The organism is Microbacterium sp. TPU 3598 (assembly GCF_002356155.1).
In the GTDB taxonomy this organism is placed as follows: Bacteria; Actinomycetota; Actinomycetes; order Actinomycetales; family Microbacteriaceae; genus Microbacterium; species Microbacterium maritypicum_A.
Genome location: NZ_AP017975.1, coordinates 808,011 through 826,296, shown reverse-complemented (window position 1 = coordinate 826,296; position 18,286 = coordinate 808,011). Strand labels below are relative to the sequence as shown.

Annotated in this window: 18 protein-coding genes; 9 read left to right on the top strand and 9 right to left on the bottom strand. The window is 68.3% G+C overall.

Annotated features, from left to right (window positions below):
- Positions 1 to 131: 131 nt before the first annotated feature.
- Both thrC and MST3598_RS03795 read right to left on the bottom strand, forming a co-directional pair.
- Positions 132 to 1,535, bottom strand: coding sequence for a threonine synthase (gene thrC / locus MST3598_RS03800; RefSeq protein ID WP_096359456.1), 1,404 nt, complete (start codon positions 1,533 to 1,535; stop codon positions 132 to 134).
- A 104-nt stretch (positions 1,536 to 1,639) separates the two neighbouring features.
- Positions 1,640 to 2,146, bottom strand: a complete 507-nt coding sequence (locus MST3598_RS03795) for a methylated-DNA--[protein]-cysteine S-methyltransferase (RefSeq protein WP_029259724.1) — start codon at positions 2,144 to 2,146, stop codon at positions 1,640 to 1,642.
- 151 nt (positions 2,147 to 2,297) lie between these two features.
- Between MST3598_RS03795 and MST3598_RS03790 the strand changes: the two genes are divergently transcribed.
- Entirely contained in the window at positions 2,298 to 3,110 is an 813-nt protein-coding gene (locus tag MST3598_RS03790; RefSeq protein WP_021198107.1) for an alpha/beta fold hydrolase, read from the top strand.
- A gap of 57 nt (positions 3,111 to 3,167) precedes the next feature.
- On the opposite strand, the gene erm is transcribed toward MST3598_RS03790, so the two are convergent.
- From erm to MST3598_RS03775, 3 genes are all read right to left on the bottom strand, one after another.
- Positions 3,168 to 3,932 carry a 23S ribosomal RNA methyltransferase Erm gene (gene erm / locus MST3598_RS03785; protein WP_029259723.1) on the bottom strand — a complete coding sequence of 255 codons (765 nt, stop codon included), beginning with the start codon at positions 3,930 to 3,932 and terminating at the stop codon, positions 3,168 to 3,170.
- Between the two features lie 224 nt (positions 3,933 to 4,156).
- Positions 4,157 to 4,759 (bottom strand): response regulator transcription factor, encoded by a 603-nt coding sequence (locus MST3598_RS03780; protein WP_029259722.1) that lies wholly within the window; start codon positions 4,757 to 4,759, stop codon positions 4,157 to 4,159.
- A complete protein-coding gene (locus MST3598_RS03775; RefSeq protein WP_029259721.1) occupies positions 4,756 to 5,958 on the bottom strand; it encodes a sensor histidine kinase in 1,203 nt (400 codons plus the stop codon). Before MST3598_RS03775 ends, MST3598_RS03780 begins: the two co-directional genes overlap by 4 nt.
- A gap of 155 nt (positions 5,959 to 6,113) precedes the next feature.
- Between MST3598_RS03775 and MST3598_RS03770 the strand changes: the two genes are divergently transcribed.
- The 5 genes from MST3598_RS03770 (at position 6,114) to MST3598_RS03750 (ending at position 9,650) form a co-directional block, all read left to right on the top strand.
- Positions 6,114 to 6,662 (top strand): hypothetical protein, encoded by a 549-nt coding sequence (locus MST3598_RS03770; RefSeq protein ID WP_021198111.1) that lies wholly within the window; start codon positions 6,114 to 6,116, stop codon positions 6,660 to 6,662.
- A 64-nt stretch (positions 6,663 to 6,726) separates the two neighbouring features.
- The gene (locus MST3598_RS03765) at positions 6,727 to 7,062 is read left to right on the top strand and encodes an ArsR/SmtB family transcription factor (protein WP_029259720.1); all 336 of its coding nucleotides are present in this window, start codon (positions 6,727 to 6,729) and stop codon (positions 7,060 to 7,062) included.
- On the top strand, positions 7,062 to 7,751 hold the full coding sequence (locus MST3598_RS03760) for a cation transporter (protein ID WP_029259719.1): 690 nt from the start codon (positions 7,062 to 7,064) through the stop codon (positions 7,749 to 7,751). The genes MST3598_RS03765 and MST3598_RS03760 overlap by 1 nt, the downstream gene beginning before the upstream one ends.
- A gap of 32 nt (positions 7,752 to 7,783) precedes the next feature.
- Positions 7,784 to 8,704, top strand: a complete 921-nt coding sequence (locus MST3598_RS03755; protein WP_029259718.1) for an SDR family NAD(P)-dependent oxidoreductase — start codon at positions 7,784 to 7,786, stop codon at positions 8,702 to 8,704.
- 40 nt (positions 8,705 to 8,744) lie between these two features.
- Positions 8,745 to 9,650: an arginase family protein gene (locus MST3598_RS03750; RefSeq protein ID WP_029259717.1), complete on the top strand. Its 906-nt coding sequence runs from the start codon at positions 8,745 to 8,747 to the stop codon at positions 9,648 to 9,650.
- 121 nt (positions 9,651 to 9,771) lie between these two features.
- On the opposite strand, the gene MST3598_RS03745 is transcribed toward MST3598_RS03750, so the two are convergent.
- Positions 9,772 to 11,052 carry a hemolysin family protein gene (locus MST3598_RS03745; protein WP_021198116.1) on the bottom strand — a complete coding sequence of 427 codons (1,281 nt, stop codon included), beginning with the start codon at positions 11,050 to 11,052 and terminating at the stop codon, positions 9,772 to 9,774.
- A 94-nt stretch (positions 11,053 to 11,146) separates the two neighbouring features.
- Positions 11,147 to 12,169, bottom strand: coding sequence for a TerC family protein (locus MST3598_RS03740; RefSeq protein WP_021198117.1), 1,023 nt, complete (start codon positions 12,167 to 12,169; stop codon positions 11,147 to 11,149).
- A 317-nt stretch (positions 12,170 to 12,486) separates the two neighbouring features.
- On the opposite strand from MST3598_RS03740, the gene MST3598_RS03735 reads away from it, so the two are divergent.
- A complete protein-coding gene (locus tag MST3598_RS03735; RefSeq protein WP_081859709.1) occupies positions 12,487 to 14,043 on the top strand; it encodes an amino acid permease in 1,557 nt (518 codons plus the stop codon).
- A gap of 34 nt (positions 14,044 to 14,077) precedes the next feature.
- On the opposite strand, the gene MST3598_RS03730 is transcribed toward MST3598_RS03735, so the two are convergent.
- The gene (locus MST3598_RS03730; RefSeq protein ID WP_029259714.1) at positions 14,078 to 14,767 is read right to left on the bottom strand and encodes a GntR family transcriptional regulator; all 690 of its coding nucleotides are present in this window, start codon (positions 14,765 to 14,767) and stop codon (positions 14,078 to 14,080) included.
- A gap of 103 nt (positions 14,768 to 14,870) precedes the next feature.
- Between MST3598_RS03730 and MST3598_RS03725 the strand changes: the two genes are divergently transcribed.
- Both MST3598_RS03725 and MST3598_RS03720 read left to right on the top strand, forming a co-directional pair.
- Positions 14,871 to 15,845, top strand: a complete 975-nt coding sequence (locus MST3598_RS03725) for an arsenic resistance protein (protein WP_231494465.1) — start codon at positions 14,871 to 14,873, stop codon at positions 15,843 to 15,845.
- A gap of 255 nt (positions 15,846 to 16,100) precedes the next feature.
- Complete coding sequence (locus MST3598_RS03720; protein WP_029259712.1) at positions 16,101 to 17,207, top strand: fatty acid desaturase family protein; 1,107 nt, start codon at positions 16,101 to 16,103, stop codon at positions 17,205 to 17,207.
- Between the two features lie 10 nt (positions 17,208 to 17,217).
- Here the strand turns inward: MST3598_RS03720 and MST3598_RS03715 are convergent, their stop codons facing one another.
- Positions 17,218 to 18,207 (bottom strand): NAD-dependent epimerase/dehydratase family protein, encoded by a 990-nt coding sequence (locus tag MST3598_RS03715; RefSeq protein WP_029259711.1) that lies wholly within the window; start codon positions 18,205 to 18,207, stop codon positions 17,218 to 17,220.
- Between the last annotated feature and the right edge of the window lie 79 nt (positions 18,208 to 18,286).

The following is an 18,286-nucleotide window of genomic DNA, read 5'->3' as shown; positions in this document are numbered from 1 at the left end:
CACACCACTCGCTCCGTCCACGGCCGCCGGTACATCACGACCGACGACGAGACCCACCCCTGCGGACATCGCCAGGGGTGGGTCTCGGCTCGAGGCGTGGTCTCGACCACCTCGCGGGTCGAGGTCGAAGGTCAGTGCAGCGCGTTGGTCTCGATGAAGGCGCGGAGCGCGTGCTCGTCGTCACCCATCTCGGTCACGTGCTGAGGCGCGTCGAGCATCTCCTGCAGCTCCGGCGCGTAGCCGAGCTCCACACCGATGGCCTCATGGATCGTCTCGGCGAACTTCTCCGGCTTGGCCGTCTCGAGCACGAGCATCGGCACACCGGGCTCGATGTACTCGCGTGCGACCTTGACGCCGTCCGCCGTGTGCGGGTCGATGACCTCACCGGTCGTCTCGTACACCGCGCGGATGGTCGCCAGTCGATCCTCGTGCGTCGAGGTGCCGCTGACGATGCCGAACTCCTCCAGGAAGCGCTCCTGCTCGGCGGAGAAGTCGAAGTGGCCCTGCGCCTCGAGGTCGTCCCAGGCGCCGACGACGCGGGCCGGGTCGCGACCGACCAGCTCGAAGATGAACCGCTCGAGGTTCGACGCCTTGGAGATGTCCATCGAAGGGCTCGAGGTCGCGAGGGTCTGGGCCGCACTGCGCGGCCGGTAGACGCCGGTGCGGAAGAACTCGTCCAGCACGTTGTTCTCGTTCGCCGCCAGCACGAGGCGCCGGATCGGCAGTCCCATCTGCTTCGCGAAGAACCCAGAGAGGATGTTGCCGAAGTTCCCGGAGGGCACCGTGAACGACAGCTCGGTCCAGCCACCGGCGTCCGTCGCCCGCAGCCACGCCCAGAAGTAGTAGACGGTCTGCGCCGTGATGCGCGCCAGATTGATGGAGTTCACGGCCCCCAAGTGCTGCGCGCGCTTGAAGTCGAGGTCTCCTGCGAGCTTCTTCACGAGGTTCTGGCAGTCGTCGAAGACACCATCGACCGCGATGTTGTGCACATTCGCATCGTCGAGCGAGAACATCTGCGCCCGCTGGAACGCGCTCATGCGTCCCTGCGGCGACAGCATGAACACCGCGACGCGCTCCTTGCCGCGCAGCGCGTGCTCTGCCGCGGATCCGGTGTCTCCCGAAGTGGCGCCGAGGATGTTGAGCACGGAGTCGTTGCGCTCGAGCGTGTACTCGAGCACCTGGCCGAGGAACTGCATGGCCATGTCCTTGAACGCCAGGGTCGGCCCCTCGGAGAGCCCGACCAGGGTGAGCTCGTCATCGATCGCGCGCAGCGGCACCACGCCGTCGGGGAAGTCGGCGTAGGCCGCATCCGTCATGCGCGCCAGGTCGGCGCGCGGGATGTCGGTCGCGAACAGACCGAGGACCTCGGTCGCCAGTTGCGGGTAGGTCAGGGCGCGCCAGCGCTCGAGCGTCTCGCCGTCGACGGTCGGCATGGCCTCGGGTACCGCCAGTCCGCCGTCGGGCGCGAGGCCCTCCAACAGCGTCTCGCTGAACGACTGCGGCTGCATGCCGCCGCGGGTGGAGATGAACTGCACGTTGGCTCCTCGGCTCGGGACTCGGCCCGTCCATTCTCGCAGGGTGTTCCCGTCCGCGATGACGCGATGACACGAGAGGCGGCTTCCGCTCAGAAGAGAGCCGCTCAGAACAGAGAGGTCGGCAACGCACCCTCGTGTTCCAGCAGCCAGCGCTTGGTCTCGAGCCCGTGTCCCTCATCGCCGCCCGAGTACCCGCCGAGCCCATCGCCCGCAACGACCCGGTGGCAGGGCACGATCAGCGGGACGGGGTTCGCCCCCATGATCGACCCGATCCCCCGGGCCGGCACATCTGTGCCGCTGCGCGCGGCGAGTCCACCGTAGGTGATCGTCTCACCGTGGCCGACCGTCTCGTGCAGCACCGTGAGGACCGCCCGCGTCGCGACCGTCTGATCCCCGAGATCGACGGGGACGTCGAAGCGATGCAGGGTGCCCGCGAAGTACGCGGCGAGCTGGGCGAGCGCCTCGGCGAGCAGCGGATCGGAGGTGGGGTCTGACGGCGCCAGGCTCCCTTCGGGCGGAGTCGATCGCCACGCGACGCGGGTGATCGCCGCACCGTCGCTGACGACGCCGATGACGCCGACCGGGGTCGCGAGCGTTGCGAAGGCGGGCATGCGTCGAGGGTACCTCTCGACAGCGACAGCGACAGCGATCGTCCGCGGCACTCTGCGGACGGGTATGGCGCCAGGACGCATCGGGGGGCGAACCTGGACCTACCGAAACCGCAGAACACGGGAACGCCACCTCGATGACAAGGAGCACCACATGAGCACCACCACGGCTGCGCTCGACCTGCCCGACGTCCGTCTCCACTACGAACTCCGCGGTGAAGGACCGCTCCTCGTCCTGATCGGCGCCCCCATGGACGCCGATGCCTTCGCCCCGTTCGCCGTCGAACTCGCGACCGATCACACGGTGCTCACATCCGACCCGCGCGGCGCCAAGCGGAGCATCCTCCACGACCGTTCCCGGGGTTCGAGCCCCCAGCAGCGCGCCGACGATCTCGCGGCACTCATCGCCCACGTCGATCGCGGGCCGGCGGTCGTCTTCGGATCGAGCGGCGGCGCGGTGACCAGCCTGGCGCTCGTGCAATCGCATGGAGACCTCGCGTCCACGGTCATCGCCCACGAACCCCCGCTGCTCGAGCTGCTCCCCGACCGCGTCGAGCAGCGTCGTCTCACCGACGAGCTCACCGCGGCAGCCCTCTCGGGCGACCGCGTCGGCGCCTGGCGGCTGTTCTTCGCGCAGGCGAACATCCCGATGCCGGAGGAGATGCTCGTCCAGTGGTTCGGCGGCGAGGTCGATCCGCAGCATCAGGAGGACGAGCAGTTCTGGTTCCAGCACGAGCTGCCGGCCAGCGTGCGCTGGGAGCCCGACGTCGAGACTCTGCGGGCACGGGCGGACGACCTCGTCCTGGGTATCGGCGAGGAGTCGGTCGACCAGCTCTGCGAGCGCACGACGACGGCACTCGGTGCACAGCTCGGCATCGAGCCGACCCGTTTCCCCGGCGACCACACGGGATTCGTCGATCATCCTGCGGAATTCGCGGCCCGCCTGCGCGAGGTCCTCGCGCACTGAGGACGACGTGACGGACGCGGCCGTCGAGCCCCTTCAGCGCTCGACGGCCTCAGCGCGTCATTCCCGCGAGACCTGGCGCCAGAGCGCGGCCCAGTGCTCCGGATGCAGATCACGAGGAAGACTCCGGCCGGTCACCCCCGCAGCCGCCACCACGCGTCGTGCTCGAGACATCGGGATCCGCGCCGCACCCGCGACGACGGCGGGCAGACTGCCTCCCCGCCCCGTGAACATCACCCGAACGAACTCCTCGTACGCTCGCCGATCGGAGACAGGGACGAGCGGAGAACCACGTCGGGTGATCGCGAGCAGGCCACCGTCCACACTCGGCTGCGGCGAGAAGCCCCACGCCGGCACCCGCCCCTCGAGGGAGAATTCGAACCACGGCGCCGATTGCGCGGTCATCATGGTGCCACCGCCGACGCCTGCCCGCTTGCGCGCCACCTCCCACTGCGTGAGCAGCACCGCCTCGTTCCAGCGGCCTCGGGAGAGCAGCCGTCGCAGGATCGGCGTCGTCACGTGGAAGGGGATGTTGCCGACGACCACCTCGGCATCGAGCGGATGACGTGTGGCGTCGGCGATCTCGATACGGATGCCGGGCAGCGTCGCGCGCAGTCGGTGCACGCGGTGCTCGTCGATGTCGATCGCGGTGAGCGGCCTGCCCAGCTGTGCGAGAGCGCGGGTCAGGGCGCCGTCACCGCAGCCGAGCTCCAGGATCGAACCGGACGTCTGGCGGACGAGGCCGGAGATGCGGGTGAGGGTCGGACGATGGGTGAGGAAGTTCTGGCCGAGTTCGTGACGGCCACCATGGATCGAACGAGGCATGAGTGCGCTCCAGAAGAAGAATCGGAGCACCTCGGAGGAGGGAGGACGCGAAGAGGCGTCGCTGAGGACTGCCCGTCCCGAGGTGCGATGACATCTCGGTGGACGGCGCGCAGATGCGTGCGATGAGCGAGCGCGCCGTCAGGCGCGGCGGTCGCGGAACACGAGGTTGCGCCCCATCACGGGCGCTGCGCATATCGTTCCCATGCGCATCAGCATATCGGCCGTCAGATCCAGCCGCGCTCCTCGGCGATGAGAACAGCCTGCTGACGGGTGCCGACCGCGAGCTTTCCGAGGATGACGGAGATGTGGTTGCGCACCGTCCCCGGGGCGAGAGCGAGCGCTCGTGCGATTTGCCCCGTCGTCTCCCCACGCCGACCGGCACGCAGCACGTCGAGTTCACGGTCCGTGAGCGGTGAGCGCTCGTCGCTCAGGGCATCGGCGGCGATCTCCGGATCGAGGTAGCGAGCCCCCGCCGCGACCCGGCGGATGACGGCGGCGACCTCGTCGGCCCCACGGGACTTCGGCAGGAAGCCGGAGACACCGGAGGCCAGGGCACGGCGCAGCACGCCTGGACGCGCGTGACGGGTGACGACCACGCACCGCGTCGCGATCGCCCTGTGCAGCTTCTCGGCCACCTGCACGCCGTCGAGCCCGGGCATCTCGAGGTCCAGCAGGCACACATCGGGCTGAAGTCGCAGAGCCTCGACGACCGCCTGCTCGCCGTCCTCGCACTCGGCGATGACCTCGATATCGTCTTCCAGCCGGAGGAGGGCGGCGAGCGCGGAGCGGATCATCGCCTCATCGTCGGCGATCAGCACACGGATCATCGTGTCTCCTCCGACCGCGCCGGGACCGTCACGACCACCACGAACTCGTCCCCGTCCCGACGCACGTCGAGCGTGCCGTCGACCTCTTCGACGCGCCGACGGACGCCGTCCAATCCGGATCCGTCACCCTCGTCGACCGCGCCGGGCACGACGTCGTTGGCGATCTCGTATCGCCACGTGCCCGCGACGCGCGTGAGCACGAGGCGTGCGCGTTCCCCGCCGCCATGGCGCAGCACGTTGGTCGTCGTCTCACGGATGACCGGGCCGAGGGTCGATGCCGGTGCGGAGTCGGCATCCGCACCGATGGCGGCGTCCACCTCGAGCCCGGCCGCGGTCAGCAGGTCGCGGGCGTTGGCGAGTTCATCGCCGAGAGGCACCGAGCGGAAGCGCGTCGCGAGATCCCTGGTCCCCTGACGCGCCTCGTCGACGCTGACCCGCGCGGCGCGCAGCTGCTCCATGCCGGCATCCGGATCGCTCGGCAGGAGACGCTCGGCGAGTTCGAGCTGCAGCGCGATGACCTGGAGATGGTGACCCTGCAGGTCGTGCACGTCGGTCGCGACCCGCAGCCGCTCCTGGGTCGCGGCGAGCTTCGCCTCCGAGGTGCGGGCGCGGTCGAGGGTGACGAGCACATCCCACCACCACAACGAGCTCACGGTCATCACGGGGAAGAGTGCGGTGTAGATCACGGCCACCCACCACGCGAGCACCGCACCGAAGGCGTGAGCGGAGGAGTCGACGGCGGCCAGCACCAGCAGGAGCAGCGTTCCCGCCACGACGACGCGGATGCGGATGCCTCGCGGCCAGTTCAGGAGCACCACCGACTGGACGATCGGCATCGCCGCGAGCTGCCAGCTCCCGGCAAGCGTCCCGGCGACGGTGCCGTACGCGACGGCGATGAGCAGGGGGACGGCGATGCGCCTCCAGCGGAATCCCGGCACCGCGTCGACACGGTGGCGGTAGTCGAACAGGAGCAACGCCGTCGATGCGCACCACACCAGGCCGCCGACGGCGACCACGAGGATCAGCGGACCGTTCTGACCCTGCGCGGCGAGGATGCCCGTCCACGCGAAGACCAGCATCACCTGGAGGAACATCACGGCGGTCACGGTGTACCACCACGTCGCCGTGATACCGCGAGACAGTTGTCTCGCCCCCGGACTCGGTTCGACGGGGGCGAGGGGCTCGACGCGGCTGCTCACGCTCCCACGATAGGGCCGTGACAGTTGTCACGGATGCGTCGTGCGATCCGCCCGGGAAGCGATGACGGGCCGACACTGCCGCCGAACGGAGCACTCGGCTGGACTGGAGTCATCGCGGCGGAGACTCCGTTCGCACCGACAACCGGGGGCATCCCATGAACCTCATCGAGACCTTCCAGAACCTGGTCGCCCAGGTCCCCGAGCTCGTGCAGCCGCTCATCGTCGCCCTCGCCGGCGCGATCCCCTTCATCGAGGGCGAAGGGGCGGTGAGCATCGGCATCATCGGCGGCATCTCTCCGGTGATCGCAGCGATCGCCGCGATCGTGGGCAACTTCCTCTGCGTCCTGGTGGTGGTGCTCGTCAGCTCCGGAGCCCGACAGGCCGTCGTGAACCGTTCGCGCGCCAAGACCGCGGCGCTCGCCGGTGCCGGCGGCGGCACGATCGACGAGCCGGCTGCGGATGCGGCCGAGACGGGCCGCGGCACCGCGCGTCGCGAGAAGTTCCAGCGTGCGTTCGAGCGCTACGGCGTTCCCGGGGTCAGCCTGCTCGGACCGCTCCTGCTGCCGACGCAGTTCACCGCGACCATGCTCGCGGCTTCCGGCATCGGTAGGGCGCGCATCCTCTTCTGGCAGGCTCTGGCCATCATCGGCTGGACCACCGTCGTGGCCGTCATCGTCGGAAGCGCGGTGTACGCGATCCGCTGAGACCCTCACAGAGAAGGCTGAATTCAAGTTTTCTTGAATTCAGCCTTTTCTGTACAGTAGTGGCGTGACCACTGCTCTGGCCTCCCTCACCCACACGGCCGCCGTCGCCCGCCTCGGGCATGCGCTGTCGGACCCCACCCGCGCCGGCGTCCTGCTCGCGCTGCGCGAAGCACCGCGCTACCCCGCCGACCTCGCGGACGCCCTCGGCGTCTCGCGGCAGGCGATGTCGAACCACCTCGCCTGTCTCCGCGGATGCGGGCTCGTCGAGAGCGTTCCGGAGGGACGCCGCAGCAGCTACCGACTCGCGGATCGCCACCTCGCTCCAGCCCTCGACATGCTCATGCGGGTCACCCTCATCGTGGAGCCGGACTGCTGCTCGGGCGAAGGCTGCACCTGCTGATGACCGCCACGGCAACCGCGGCGCGCCGCGACACCCTCCACCGCCGCATCCGCCTGATCGTCGGCATCACGATCGGCTACAACCTGATCGAGGCGGTCATCGCGATCGCCGCCGGCTCCGTCGCCTCATCCGCCGCGCTCATCGGGTTCGGGCTGGACTCCACGATCGAGGTGCTGTCCGCGGCCGCCGTGGCCTGGCAGTTCACCCGCCGCGATCCGGAGCGCTGGGAGAAGCCGACCCTGCGGGTGATCGCCGTCGCCTTCTTCGCGCTCGCGCTCTACGTGACAGCCACCTCCGTGGCCGCGCTCGTCACGACCGAGCGGCCCGAGCACAGCACGATCGGTATCGTCCTGACCGCGGTCAGCGTCGCCGTCATGCCCTTCCTGTCCCTCGCGGAACGACGTGCGGGCAAGGAACTCGGATCGGCCACCGCCGTCGCGGACTCGAAGCAGACGCTCATCTGCACCTATCTCTCCGCCGCCGTGCTGATCGGGCTGATCGCCAACTCGCTGCTCGGATGGTGGTGGGCGGATGCCGTCGCCGGTCTCGTGATCGCCGCCTTCGCGGTGCGCGAGGGCATCGAGGCGTGGAAGGGCGATGCCTGCGCGACCTCGGTGGGGATGCTCCTCGACGACGAGGACGCGCACGACCACGACCACCACCACCACCACCACCACCACGACGACTGACCACTGACGCGCACAACGCCTAGGTTGGGGAGATGGATGCCGCTCCCCTCCCGCCCGCAGACCTGCGCGGACGCACAGTGCTGGTCACCGGCGCGAACGCCGGCATCGGATACTGGTGCGCCGAACAGCTCGCCGCCCGGGGCGCACGCGTGCTGTTGGGCTGCCGCTCCCCCGAACGTGCGCAGATCGCGGTCGCCGCGATCCGAAGCCGGGTTCCGGCTGCCGACCTGCGCGTGCGGGTGCTCGACCTCGGCTCCCTCGACAGCATCGCCCTGGCGGCAACGGGGGTGGGCGAGCGACTCGATGCGGTCATCTGCAACGCGGGGGTGAAGGCGGCCGACCGCTCGGCGCGCACGAGCGACGACCACGACCTCATGGTGGGCACGAACTTCCTCGGTCATTTCGCACTCGTGGCCCAGCTCGAGCCTTTCCTCGCCCCGGATGCCCGCGTGGTCGCCGTCGGATCGATCGCGCACCGCTTCGCACATCTCGACGCCGCCGCCCTCGATGCCGCCAGCCTCGACGCACCGTGGAGCGGCTCCTCGCTCCGACAGTACGGAAGGTCGAAGGCATCGTTGATGGCCTTCACCTTCGAGCTCGCGCGACGCTGGTCGGGTTCCTCTCGCGCGGCGGTCTGCGCACACCCGGGCTATGCGGTCGATCCCCTCACTCCCCCACGACCGGGCCTCGCCGAGGTCTCCGGCTTCGTCCGTGCCGTGGCCTCCCCGACCCGAGCACTCGTGCAGGGCAAGGACGGCGGGGCCCTCCCGATCGTGCATGCCGCGACCGGGTCGGAGGTCGTCGACGGCGACTACTGGGGTCCGGGCGGACTGCTCGAGTTCCGCGGAACGCCGACACGGGTGACCGCATCGGACGACGTGCGCTCCGCCGCGATCGGGGCGCAGCTGTGGACCGCGGCAGAGCGCCTCACCGGGGTGCGTTTCCCGACATGATCCGGGCCGCTATGTCCGACCCCCGCGGCAGGATGAGCCCATGATCACACTGCTCTCTGCCCCGTCGAACCTCGGCCTGCGCCCGCCGGAGCGCGGGAGCGTGCCGGGCGCGGCGAAGGCGCCGGAAGCGCTACGCGATGCCGGCCTCTTCGCGCGCTTCGTCGAACGCGGTGCCTCCGACTCCGGCGTCGTCCTCGCCGGCCGCTACGTCGATGACGACGACACCCGGCCGGCCGGCCGCGTGCGCAACGAGAGCGCGATGATCGACCACTCCCAGCGCCTCGCCACGCGCATCGGCGCGGCCATCGACCGCGGCGAGGCTCCCCTTGTGATCGGCGGCGACTGCGCGATCCTCCTCGGAGCGGGTCTCGCGACCGCACGCCGCGGCGGTGTCGGCCTCGTGCACATCGACGGCCATACCGACTTCCGTCACCCGGGCAACAGCGACGAATGCGCGAGCGTGGCCGGGGAGGCCCTCGCCGCCGCGGTCGGCGCACACTGGCCGTCGATCGCCGACATCGACGGGCTCGCGCCCTACTTCCGGTCCGAGCACACCGCGCACATCGGTCACCGCGCCGACGATGAGGATCAGGACGAGGTACGTGGCATCCTCGGCAGCGTCACCCCCGCCGCCGATGTCACCTCTCTCGGAGCCGCTCGCGTGGGTGCAGAGAGCGCCGCCGTCGCCGGTCCCGCGTACTGGCTCCAACTCGACGTCGACGTGCTCGACCCGACCATCATGCCCGCGGTCGACAGCCCCGATGCCGGCGGGATCAGCGCGGCGGAACTCACCGCACTGCTGCGGGAACTCGCGCCGCGCGCGATCGGCGCCTCCATCACGGTGTTCGATCCCGACCTCGACCCGGATGGGCGCTACGCCCGCCTGCTCGTCGAGGTGCTCACAGCGGGCCTCGGCGAACTGGGCACCCGGGTGCGGCGCCCCTGACGTCGGCGCCTCTGACATCGGCGCCTCTGACATCGGCGCCCCTGACGGCCGGGCTCCTGACGGCCGGGCTCCCGACGGCCGGGCTCGTGACACCCGGACTCGTCAGAGCCACCGCCTGGACTCACGCCTCCGGCTCGACGACGGGTTCGGTCATGACCCGCACGCGGGCGATGCGTCGGCGGTCCACCTCTGCGACCTGGATCGTGGCTCCGGGCACCTCCACGACGTCACCGACGACCGCGAGACGCCCGAGCTGCTCGGTCACGAAACCCGCGATGGTGTCGGATGAACCGCGCGGCATCGCCAGCCCCGTCGCCTCCTCGAAGTCCTGCAGGTTGAGGCGTCCGTCGATGCCGTCATCCGCAGAGATGAACACCTCGGCGTCGTACTCATCGAAGATCTCGCCGACGACTTCCTCCACGAGGTCTTCCAGGGTGACCAGACCGTCCGTGCCGCCGTACTCGTCGACGACCACCGCGATGTGGTGGCCCTCCGCCCGCATGCGGGTCAGAGTCGGCAGCACGCGCGCAGTCGAGGGGATGTAGGGAATGTCGCGCATCAGCGCGCTCAGCGGACGCTCCGGGTCGTCGGATGCGGCCTCGAACAGATCACGCACGTGCACGAATCCGGTGATGTCGTCGATCGAGGTCTCCGAGACCGGGTAACGCGAGAAGGGAAGGTCGCGCACCTGCGCCATCACCTCGCCGACGCTCGCGGCCTCATCGAGGGCGACGACCTCGGGGCGCGGTCGCATGACCTCGCTGACCTGGCGCCCACGGAGGGAGAGCACATCATCGAGGATGCGCCGTTCGTCATCGGGCAGCCCCTGATGGCTCGCCACGATGTCGCGCACCTCCTCGTCGGTCATCTCGTCGCTCGTCTTGTGCGGATCTCCCCCGAGCACTCGGACGAGGGCGTTCGTCGAGACCGAGAGCAGCCAGATCACCGGCCGCATGACCGTCGCGAACCCGTTGAGGGCAGGCGCGACCGCGTAGGCGAACTGGGCGTTTCTCTGGATCGCCAGACGCTTGGGCACGAGCTCGCCGAGCACCAGCGACAGGTAGGCGATCACCAGCGTGAGCACGAGGGTCGCGACGGTGAGGGCGAGAGCGGGGGCGAGACCCCATGACTCGAGCACCGGCGCCAGCGACGGCGCGATCGATGTCGCTCCGTACGCCGCCGAGGCGAACCCGGCCACGGTCACACCGATCTGCACCGCCGAGAGGAACGTGTTGGGGTTGCGGGCGAGGGCGGCGACCTTCGCACCGCGCCGCCCTCGTTGGCCGATCGCATTGATCTGGCTTTCGCGCAGCGTGACCAGCGCCATCTCCGTCGCAGCGAAGACACCGCCGATCAGCACGAACGCGAAGACGAGGGCGATGTTCCAGAGCAGGTCGCCCATCAACGGGCCGCCTCGTCTGTGGTGGGGTGAGCGCCCGGGACGAACCGGGCGCTCGTACTGTCAGAATCCGAAGAGTCAGAACAGCGCTGCGCGCTCAAGAGTGCTCCTTCTTGGTGGTGGTGTCGGCGGATGAGATGTCGTGGGAGGTGTCGCCCGGTGCACGGCGCGTCTTGATGAGGCTCGCCACCGTGGCGACCGCGATGGTCGCGCCGATGAACAGCAGCGAGAACCAGATCGGGATCTCCGGCGCCCACTCGACGCCCTGGCCGCCGTTGATGAACGGCAGCTCGTTGACGTGCAGAGCGTGCAGGACCAGCTTGACGCCGATGAATCCGAGGATGACGGCGAGTCCCTGCGCCAGGTAGACGAGGCGCTCGAGCAGACCGCCGATGAGGAAGTACAGCTGTCGCAGTCCCATGAGCGCGAAGGCGTTCGCCGTGAAGACGATGTAGGCCTGGTCGGTGAGACCGTAGATGGCGGGGATCGAGTCGACCGCGAACACCAGGTCGATGAAGCCGATCGCGATGATGGTGAGGAGCATCGGCGTGACGAAGCGCTTGCCGTTCTTCACGACCGTGAGCCGGTCGCCGTTGTACTCGTCGCTGACGGGCAGGTGCCGACGGACGAACGTCATGAAGCGCCCGTTGGCGGGGTTGCTCTCGTGGTTGCTGAACGCCTGACGGTAGGCGAGCACCAGCAGCAGAGCGCCGAACAGGTAGAAGATCCACGAGAAGTTCTCGATGAGCGTCGCGCCGACGGCGATGAAGATGCCGCGCAGGATCAGCGCAATCACGATGCCGATCATCAGCACCTTCTGCTGGTACTTCTTCGGCACGGCGAAACCGGTCATCACGATGAGGAAGACGAACAGGTTGTCGATCGACAGGGCCTTCTCGGTGAGGTATCCGGCGAAGTACTCGCCGCCGAACGTCCACCCGGAGAAGACGCCGATACCCACACCGAACAGCAGCGCGAGGCTGATGTAGAAGATCGACCAGCGCGCCGATTCCGCGATCGTCGGCTCGTGCGGTGTGCGCACGTGAGCGAAGAACTCGTAGACGAAGAAGGCGATCGTGACCGCGATCGTGATGATCCAGATCAGAGGGGTGATATCCAAATGCGGACTCCAGACTCGGGGTACGACAGTACCGCCAAAGTCTTCTCCATTCCATGGAACATGGAACCGGTGGCCCGGGATGCGACGTGCATCCGTAATGACGACCCCACCGTGTCGGAGTACTCCCCTTGGGTGTCTTCAGATTAGGAGAAGACCCTTTGCTCTTCCTGTGGATCTGCTGATAACGTCACGCCACGAGAGAGAACGGCATATCGGGTTTCGACGCGTGAATCAGTAACATTTCACGTATTACCCGTCTATCCCTTTTCGGTCGCGTCCGATGCTGCGGAGCGTCACCCGACCAGACAGGAGCCGCGATGCCGCACGCCAGCGATGATGCCACCGAGAAGCCGGGCGCCCGAGACCGGGCCCCTGATCTCGAGAACGACCGCGAGAGGCTCGGCGACGTGTCGACGTCGGTCCAGGACTTCGCACACGAGCAGACCGGGTATCACACCTCTCTCAAGGCGCGGCATCTGCAGATGATCGCCATCGGCGGAGCGATCGGCACCGGCCTCTTCATGGGAGCGGGGGGACGACTGCACACGGCCGGCCCCCTGCTCGCTGTCTCCTACCTGATCTGCGGTGTCTTCGCGTTCTTCATCCTCCGAGCGCTCGGCGAGCTGGTGCTCCACCGGCCGTCATCCGGATCGTTCATCTCCTACGCTCGCGAGTTCTACGGCGAGAAGCTGGCCTTCGCCGCAGGGTGGCTCTACCTGCTGAATTGGGGCATGGTCGCGATCGTCGACTCGACGGCCGTCGCACTGTACGTGCATTACTGGTCGGCGTTCGACGTCGTACCCCAGTGGCTGCTCGCCCTGGTCGCGCTGGTGGTGGTGGTCGGACTCAACCTCGTCTCGGTCCGCCTGTTCGGCGAGATGGAGTTCTGGTTCTCGATCATCAAGGTCGCCGCTCTCGTCGCCTTCCTCCTCATCGGCATCGTGGTCCTCGCCGCGGGCTGGGAGACAGATCAGGGACCGACGGGATTGCAGATGCTCAGCGAGAACGGAGGCTTCAGTCCCGAAGGCGTGCTTCCCGCGGTCATCGTCATGCAGGGCGTCGTGTTCGCCTACGCCTCGATCGAACTGATCGGTACGGCTGCCGGCGAGACCGAGAATCCGGCCAAGCTCGTACCTCGAGCCGTCAACTCCGTGATCCTGCGGATCGGCGTCTTCTACGTGGGGTCGGTGCTCCTGCTCGCACTCCTGCTCCCGTATACGGTCTACCGAGCCGGGGAGAGTCCTTTCGTGACCTTCTTCACCCACATCAGCGGCCCGGAGATCGGGGCGATCGCCGGGAGCGCCATGAACTTCGTCGTGATCACCGCCGCGATCTCCGGGCTCAACGCAGGCCTGTACTCGACCGGCCGCGTCTTCCATTCCCTCGCCGCCTCCGGTGCGGCCCCGAAGGTCGCCGGAATGATGAGCAGGCGTGGCGTCCCGGTCGCCGGAATCCTCTTCACCGCAGGGTTCGCCCTGATCGGGGTCCTGCTCAATCTCGCGGTTCCCGACGACGCCTTCGAGATCGTGCTGAACATGTCGGCGCTGGGCATCATCGCCGCGTGGGCGACGATCATCCTGTGCCAACTGCGCCTCCGCTCCTGGGCGTTGCAGGGACGCATCGTGCGGCCGTCGTTCCGACTGTTCGGGGCGCCGTTCACGTCCTACCTCACCCTCGCCTTCCTGGCGTCGGTGATCGTCCTCATGGCGTTCGACTACCCCACCGGAACCTGGACCGTGGGCACGCTGATCGTCATCGTCCCCGCACTGATCGGCGGCTGGTTCCTCGCCCGGCGAAGGATCAGCGAGGTTCAGGCGCTGCGACAGGGTGCGAACTTCACGCCTGAACCGACGGAGACGTCCGACTCGGCCTGAGCGAGCTGCAGTCCGTTAGAACTGGATGAGCCCGCTAGTCCTGGATATCGGAGCGGACGAGCTCCTGTTCCTGGGCGCGATCGATGATGGCGGGGAGCACCTCGTCGAAGAAGGTGACGAGGACCGCGCGGGTCTTCACCGCATCACGCTCGAGGATCGCCTCCCGAAGGGAGACGACGAAAGCACCGACGACCTCCCAGTCGAATGCATCCCGCGAGTGCTGGCTGAACCTCCGGATCTGCGGCCCGAGACGTTCGATGATCACGGCTCGCGACGCGTTGCCCTCGATGCGCGCGAATCCGGTGGCGACCGCACGGAGCGCGATACCGAACCCCGCCACATCGCGTGCCTTCACCGCCGCGGACATCTCGTCGGCAAGCTCGGTGAGATAGACGATGTCGTCGTCCTGGATCAGGGGCATCACGTGGCGCACCGAGCCGATCCAGATGTCTCCGAAGAGATCGACGGCGTTGCGGACCTGATCGAGATCGATCGGGGCGACGCGGGTGTAGCGGTTGCGCTGCATCTCGACGAGACCATGGTCGGCGAGGCGGTCCAGGGCATGCCGGATCGGGGTCTTCGACGTGCCGAGGCGCTCTGCGAGCTCATAGTCTCGCAGACGTTCACCCGGGCGCAGCTCGCCACTGATGATCGCATCCTGCAACCGGTTGTACGCCTCGTCGCTCATCGACCTGCGCTCGAGGGGTCCGCCTGAGAGTGCCACCGCTTTTGTCCTCCACTCGAGCACGGAATCGCTGTAGAGCCTGAAGTTCTACCTACACTGCAATGTATCGCATCCGACGTAACGGGCGAGAGAATACCGGGTCGTGGAGGTGACCGTGCGCGCGTTCACGGCATGGGGAGAACGGCATCAGGCGGCGCTGTACCTGGCGTCGATCGCGGTCGGCGCCGTCGTCGGCCTCCTCTCCCCCTCGACGGCACCGGTGTGGGAGTCGGCGGTCACCCCGCTCCTCGGCGTTCTGCTGTTCGCGACGTTCCTGGGCGTGCCGTTCGCGCACATCGGACGGGCATTCGTCGACGGGCGCTTCCTCGGCACGCTTCTGCTCCTGAACTTCGTGGTGGTGCCGGCGCTGGCTTTCGGCGTGAGCAGAGTGGTGGCGGCCGATGAGGCGATCCTGCTGGGGGTGCTTCTCGTGCTGCTCACCCCGTGCGTCGACTACGTGATCGTGTTCACGGGCCTGGCGGGCGGCGACCGCTCCCGGCTTCTGGCCGCGACACCGCTGCTCATGCTGCTGCAGATGCTGCTGCTCCCCGTCTACCTCTCCCTCTTCCTCGGCACCGATGCGATGAGCGTCGTCGACCCGCGCCCGTTCATCGACGCGTTCCTGCTGCTGATCGCACTGCCGCTCGCACTCGCCGCACTGACCCAAGTGCTGACCAGGAGGTTCGCCTCGGCCCGCGTGATCGAACGCGGTTCCGCCACGGCGATGGTGCCGCTGATGATGCTCACCCTCGCGGCCGTCGTCGCTTCGCAGGTGTTCGCCGTTGGCGGCGCGTGGGGGCGTCTGTTCCTCACGGTGCCGGTCTTCGCGATCTTCGCCGTGATCGCCGCGCCCCTCGGCGCAGTCCTCGCGCGGGTCGCCGGCGTGGACACGCCGGGCCGCCGCGCGGTCGTCTTCAGCGGTGTCACGCGCAACTCTCTCGTCGTGCTCCCGCTCGCTCTGGCCCTGCCCGACGCGTTCACGCTCACGCCACTCGTCGTCGTCACCCAGACGATGGTGGAGCTGATCGTCATGGTGGCGATGGTCGCGGTGATCCCACGCCTGATCAGGCAGCGTTGAGCGCCGCGACGATCATCGCCCCGGCGGACCGTCGAGCACTGTCGGGACGTACTCCAACAGCTGCGTACGCTGATCGGGCTTCCGATCATGAGTCGCCGGGCGCCGTCCCGACCCTGAACGCGCACCCAGCTTGGGCGCGTACCGTCAGCACCAGCGAGCACAACTGAAGATCCGAACGCGACGCTCTGAAGGGCCGTTCGCGAAAGAACAACACCTCCGCCGCCCGCTCTGGGCGACGCCGGAGACGAGGTCATCATGGACGTCATCCGTCCGACCGTCCACACCCGTCCGCGCGACAACGCGTCCCGAGGATCGAGCGCCTTCACCGAGTTGGCGCAGCAGGTACGCGAGCGCGGGCTCCTGCACCGGCGCTACGGCTACTACTGGACGAAGCTCATCGCCGCCCCGATCGCTGTGGGCGTGTGCCTGCTCGCGTTCCTCTGGATCGGCGACACCTGGTGGCAGCTGTTCACCGCCGCCGTCCTGGCGATCGTGTTCACCCAGATCGCGTTCCTCGGGCACGATGCGGCGCACCGGCAGATCTTCGTGTCCGGCCGGTGGAACGACTGGATCAGCATCATCCTCGGCGACCTGCTCGTCGGCATGAGCTACGGATGGTGGCAGCACAAGCACACCCGCCACCACGCCAACCCGAACAAGCTGGGCTCCGACCCCGACATCGAGCTCCCCGTCATCGCCGTCTCCGCCGAGGCTGCGACGAGGCACCAGGGACCGGTCATCACGTGGCTGCGCGGACATCAGGGCGTGCTGTTCTTCCCGATCCTGCTCCTCGAAGGACTCTCGCTGCACGCTTCGAGCGTGCGGCGGATGTTCGCGCGGGGCCGGCTCGAACGCCGGTGGGCCGAGATCACGTTCCTCAGCGTCCGCATGATCGGATACCTGGTACTGGTGTTCATCGTGCTGTCCCCCGGAATCGCCTTCGTCTTCCTGACGGTGCAACTGGGACTGTTCGGGTTCTACATGGGGATCGCCTTCGCCCCCAACCACAAGGGGATGCCGGTCGTACCTCGGGACATGACCCTGGACTTCCTGCGGCGGCAGGTGCTGATGAGTCGGAACGTGCGCGGCGGCCGCTTCCTCGACGTCGCCATGGGTGGGCTGAACTACCAGGTCGAGCATCATCTGTTCCCCTCGATGCCCCGCCCGCATCTGCGTCGCGCCGCCCCGATCATCGCCGCGTACTGCCGGGAGCACGACGTGCAATATACCCAGGTCGGCCTGTTCGCCTCATACGCGATCGTGGTTCGCTACATCAACCGGGTCGGTCTCGGCGAGCGCGACGTGTTCCGTTGCCCCCTCGCGGATCAGCGGCTCGCGATCGGGGTGCCGCTGCGGTCGTGAACCGCCGCCTCTAGCCGCGGACGGTCGCGATCATCCGGTCCAGATCGGCGTCGAGATCGGCGTCGACGACCTGTCGGGCCGGCGTGGCATCGTGATACTCGATGATCTCCTGCGCACCGATCCAGAACGGCACACGGGAGCAGAACTCGGGGACGATACGTCGGATCTTGGCGGTGTCGAACACCATCGGGTGAGCCCTGTCGCCGTGCAGGTCTGCGGCGAACGACGGCCGGATTGCGGCGATCGTGTCGGAGGACACGTGCACCAGCTCGGGACGGACCCCTGCCGCCTCGCCCAGCCAGGTGTAGATCTGATCCCACGTCGGCGCGTGGTCCCCCATGATGTGGAAGACGTCGCCGAGCACGTCACGGCGCCCGAAGAGGCCGACGAAACCCACCGCGAAATCGTTCGTGTGCGTGATCGTCCACGGTGAGGTACCGTCGCCGTGGACGACGACCGGCCGACCCTCGCGCATCCGCGCCACGTCGTTCCACCCGGCCAGCGTGGGCATGCTGGTGCGGTCGTAGGTGTGCGACGGGCGGACGATCGTCACGGGGAAGCCCTGGTCGCGATACGCGGCGGTGAGGGCGTCCTCGCAGGCGATCTTGTCGCGCGCATATCCGGAGAACGGATTGCGGAGCGGCGTCGATTCCGTGATCGGGAAGCGCAACGGTGGCTTCTGATACGCCGACGCGGAGCTGACGAACACGTACTGCCCGGTCCGGCCGGCGAAACGCGCGATGTCGGCCTGCACGTGGGCGGGGGTGAAGGCGGTGAACTGGGCCACGACGTCGAACTCGCGGTCCCCGAGCGCTGCCCGCACCGCGTCCGCGTCGCGGATGTCGCCCTGCAGGAGCTCGGACTCTTCCGGCAGCGCCCTCTCCTCGGAGCGACCGCGATTGAGAACGGTGACTCGATGTCCGAGCTCGACCGCCCGTCGCACCGATGCCGCGCTGATCACACCGCTGCCGCCGATGAAGAGGATGTCCTGTGTGCCCATGTCCCGATCCTGTCACGCCGGCGTCGCCGGGTCGGCGTCGTTTCGACGAGGTCGGGACGTCGTGAGTGATCGGGATGGA

Excerpts from the sequence above, each read along its gene's own strand:
- MST3598_RS03795 (WP_029259724.1), bottom strand. The coding sequence starts at position 2,146 with ATGCCCGCCTTCGCAACGCTCGCGACCCCGGTCGGCGTCATCGGCGTC.
- MST3598_RS03790 (WP_021198107.1), top strand. The coding sequence starts at position 2,298 with ATGAGCACCACCACGGCTGCGCTCGACCTGCCCGACGTCCGTCTCCAC.
- erm (WP_029259723.1), bottom strand. The coding sequence starts at position 3,932 with ATGCCTCGTTCGATCCATGGTGGCCGTCACGAACTCGGCCAGAACTTC.
- MST3598_RS03780 (WP_029259722.1), bottom strand. The coding sequence starts at position 4,759 with ATGATCCGTGTGCTGATCGCCGACGATGAGGCGATGATCCGCTCCGCG.
- MST3598_RS03770 (WP_021198111.1), top strand. The coding sequence starts at position 6,114 with ATGAACCTCATCGAGACCTTCCAGAACCTGGTCGCCCAGGTCCCCGAG.
- MST3598_RS03760 (WP_029259719.1), top strand. The coding sequence starts at position 7,062 with ATGACCGCCACGGCAACCGCGGCGCGCCGCGACACCCTCCACCGCCGC.
- MST3598_RS03755 (WP_029259718.1), top strand. The coding sequence starts at position 7,784 with ATGGATGCCGCTCCCCTCCCGCCCGCAGACCTGCGCGGACGCACAGTG.
- MST3598_RS03750 (WP_029259717.1), top strand. The coding sequence starts at position 8,745 with ATGATCACACTGCTCTCTGCCCCGTCGAACCTCGGCCTGCGCCCGCCG.
- MST3598_RS03745 (WP_021198116.1), bottom strand. The coding sequence starts at position 11,052 with ATGGGCGACCTGCTCTGGAACATCGCCCTCGTCTTCGCGTTCGTGCTG.
- MST3598_RS03735 (WP_081859709.1), top strand. The coding sequence starts at position 12,487 with ATGCCGCACGCCAGCGATGATGCCACCGAGAAGCCGGGCGCCCGAGAC.
- MST3598_RS03720 (WP_029259712.1), top strand. The coding sequence starts at position 16,101 with ATGGACGTCATCCGTCCGACCGTCCACACCCGTCCGCGCGACAACGCG.
- MST3598_RS03715 (WP_029259711.1), bottom strand. The coding sequence starts at position 18,207 with ATGGGCACACAGGACATCCTCTTCATCGGCGGCAGCGGTGTGATCAGC.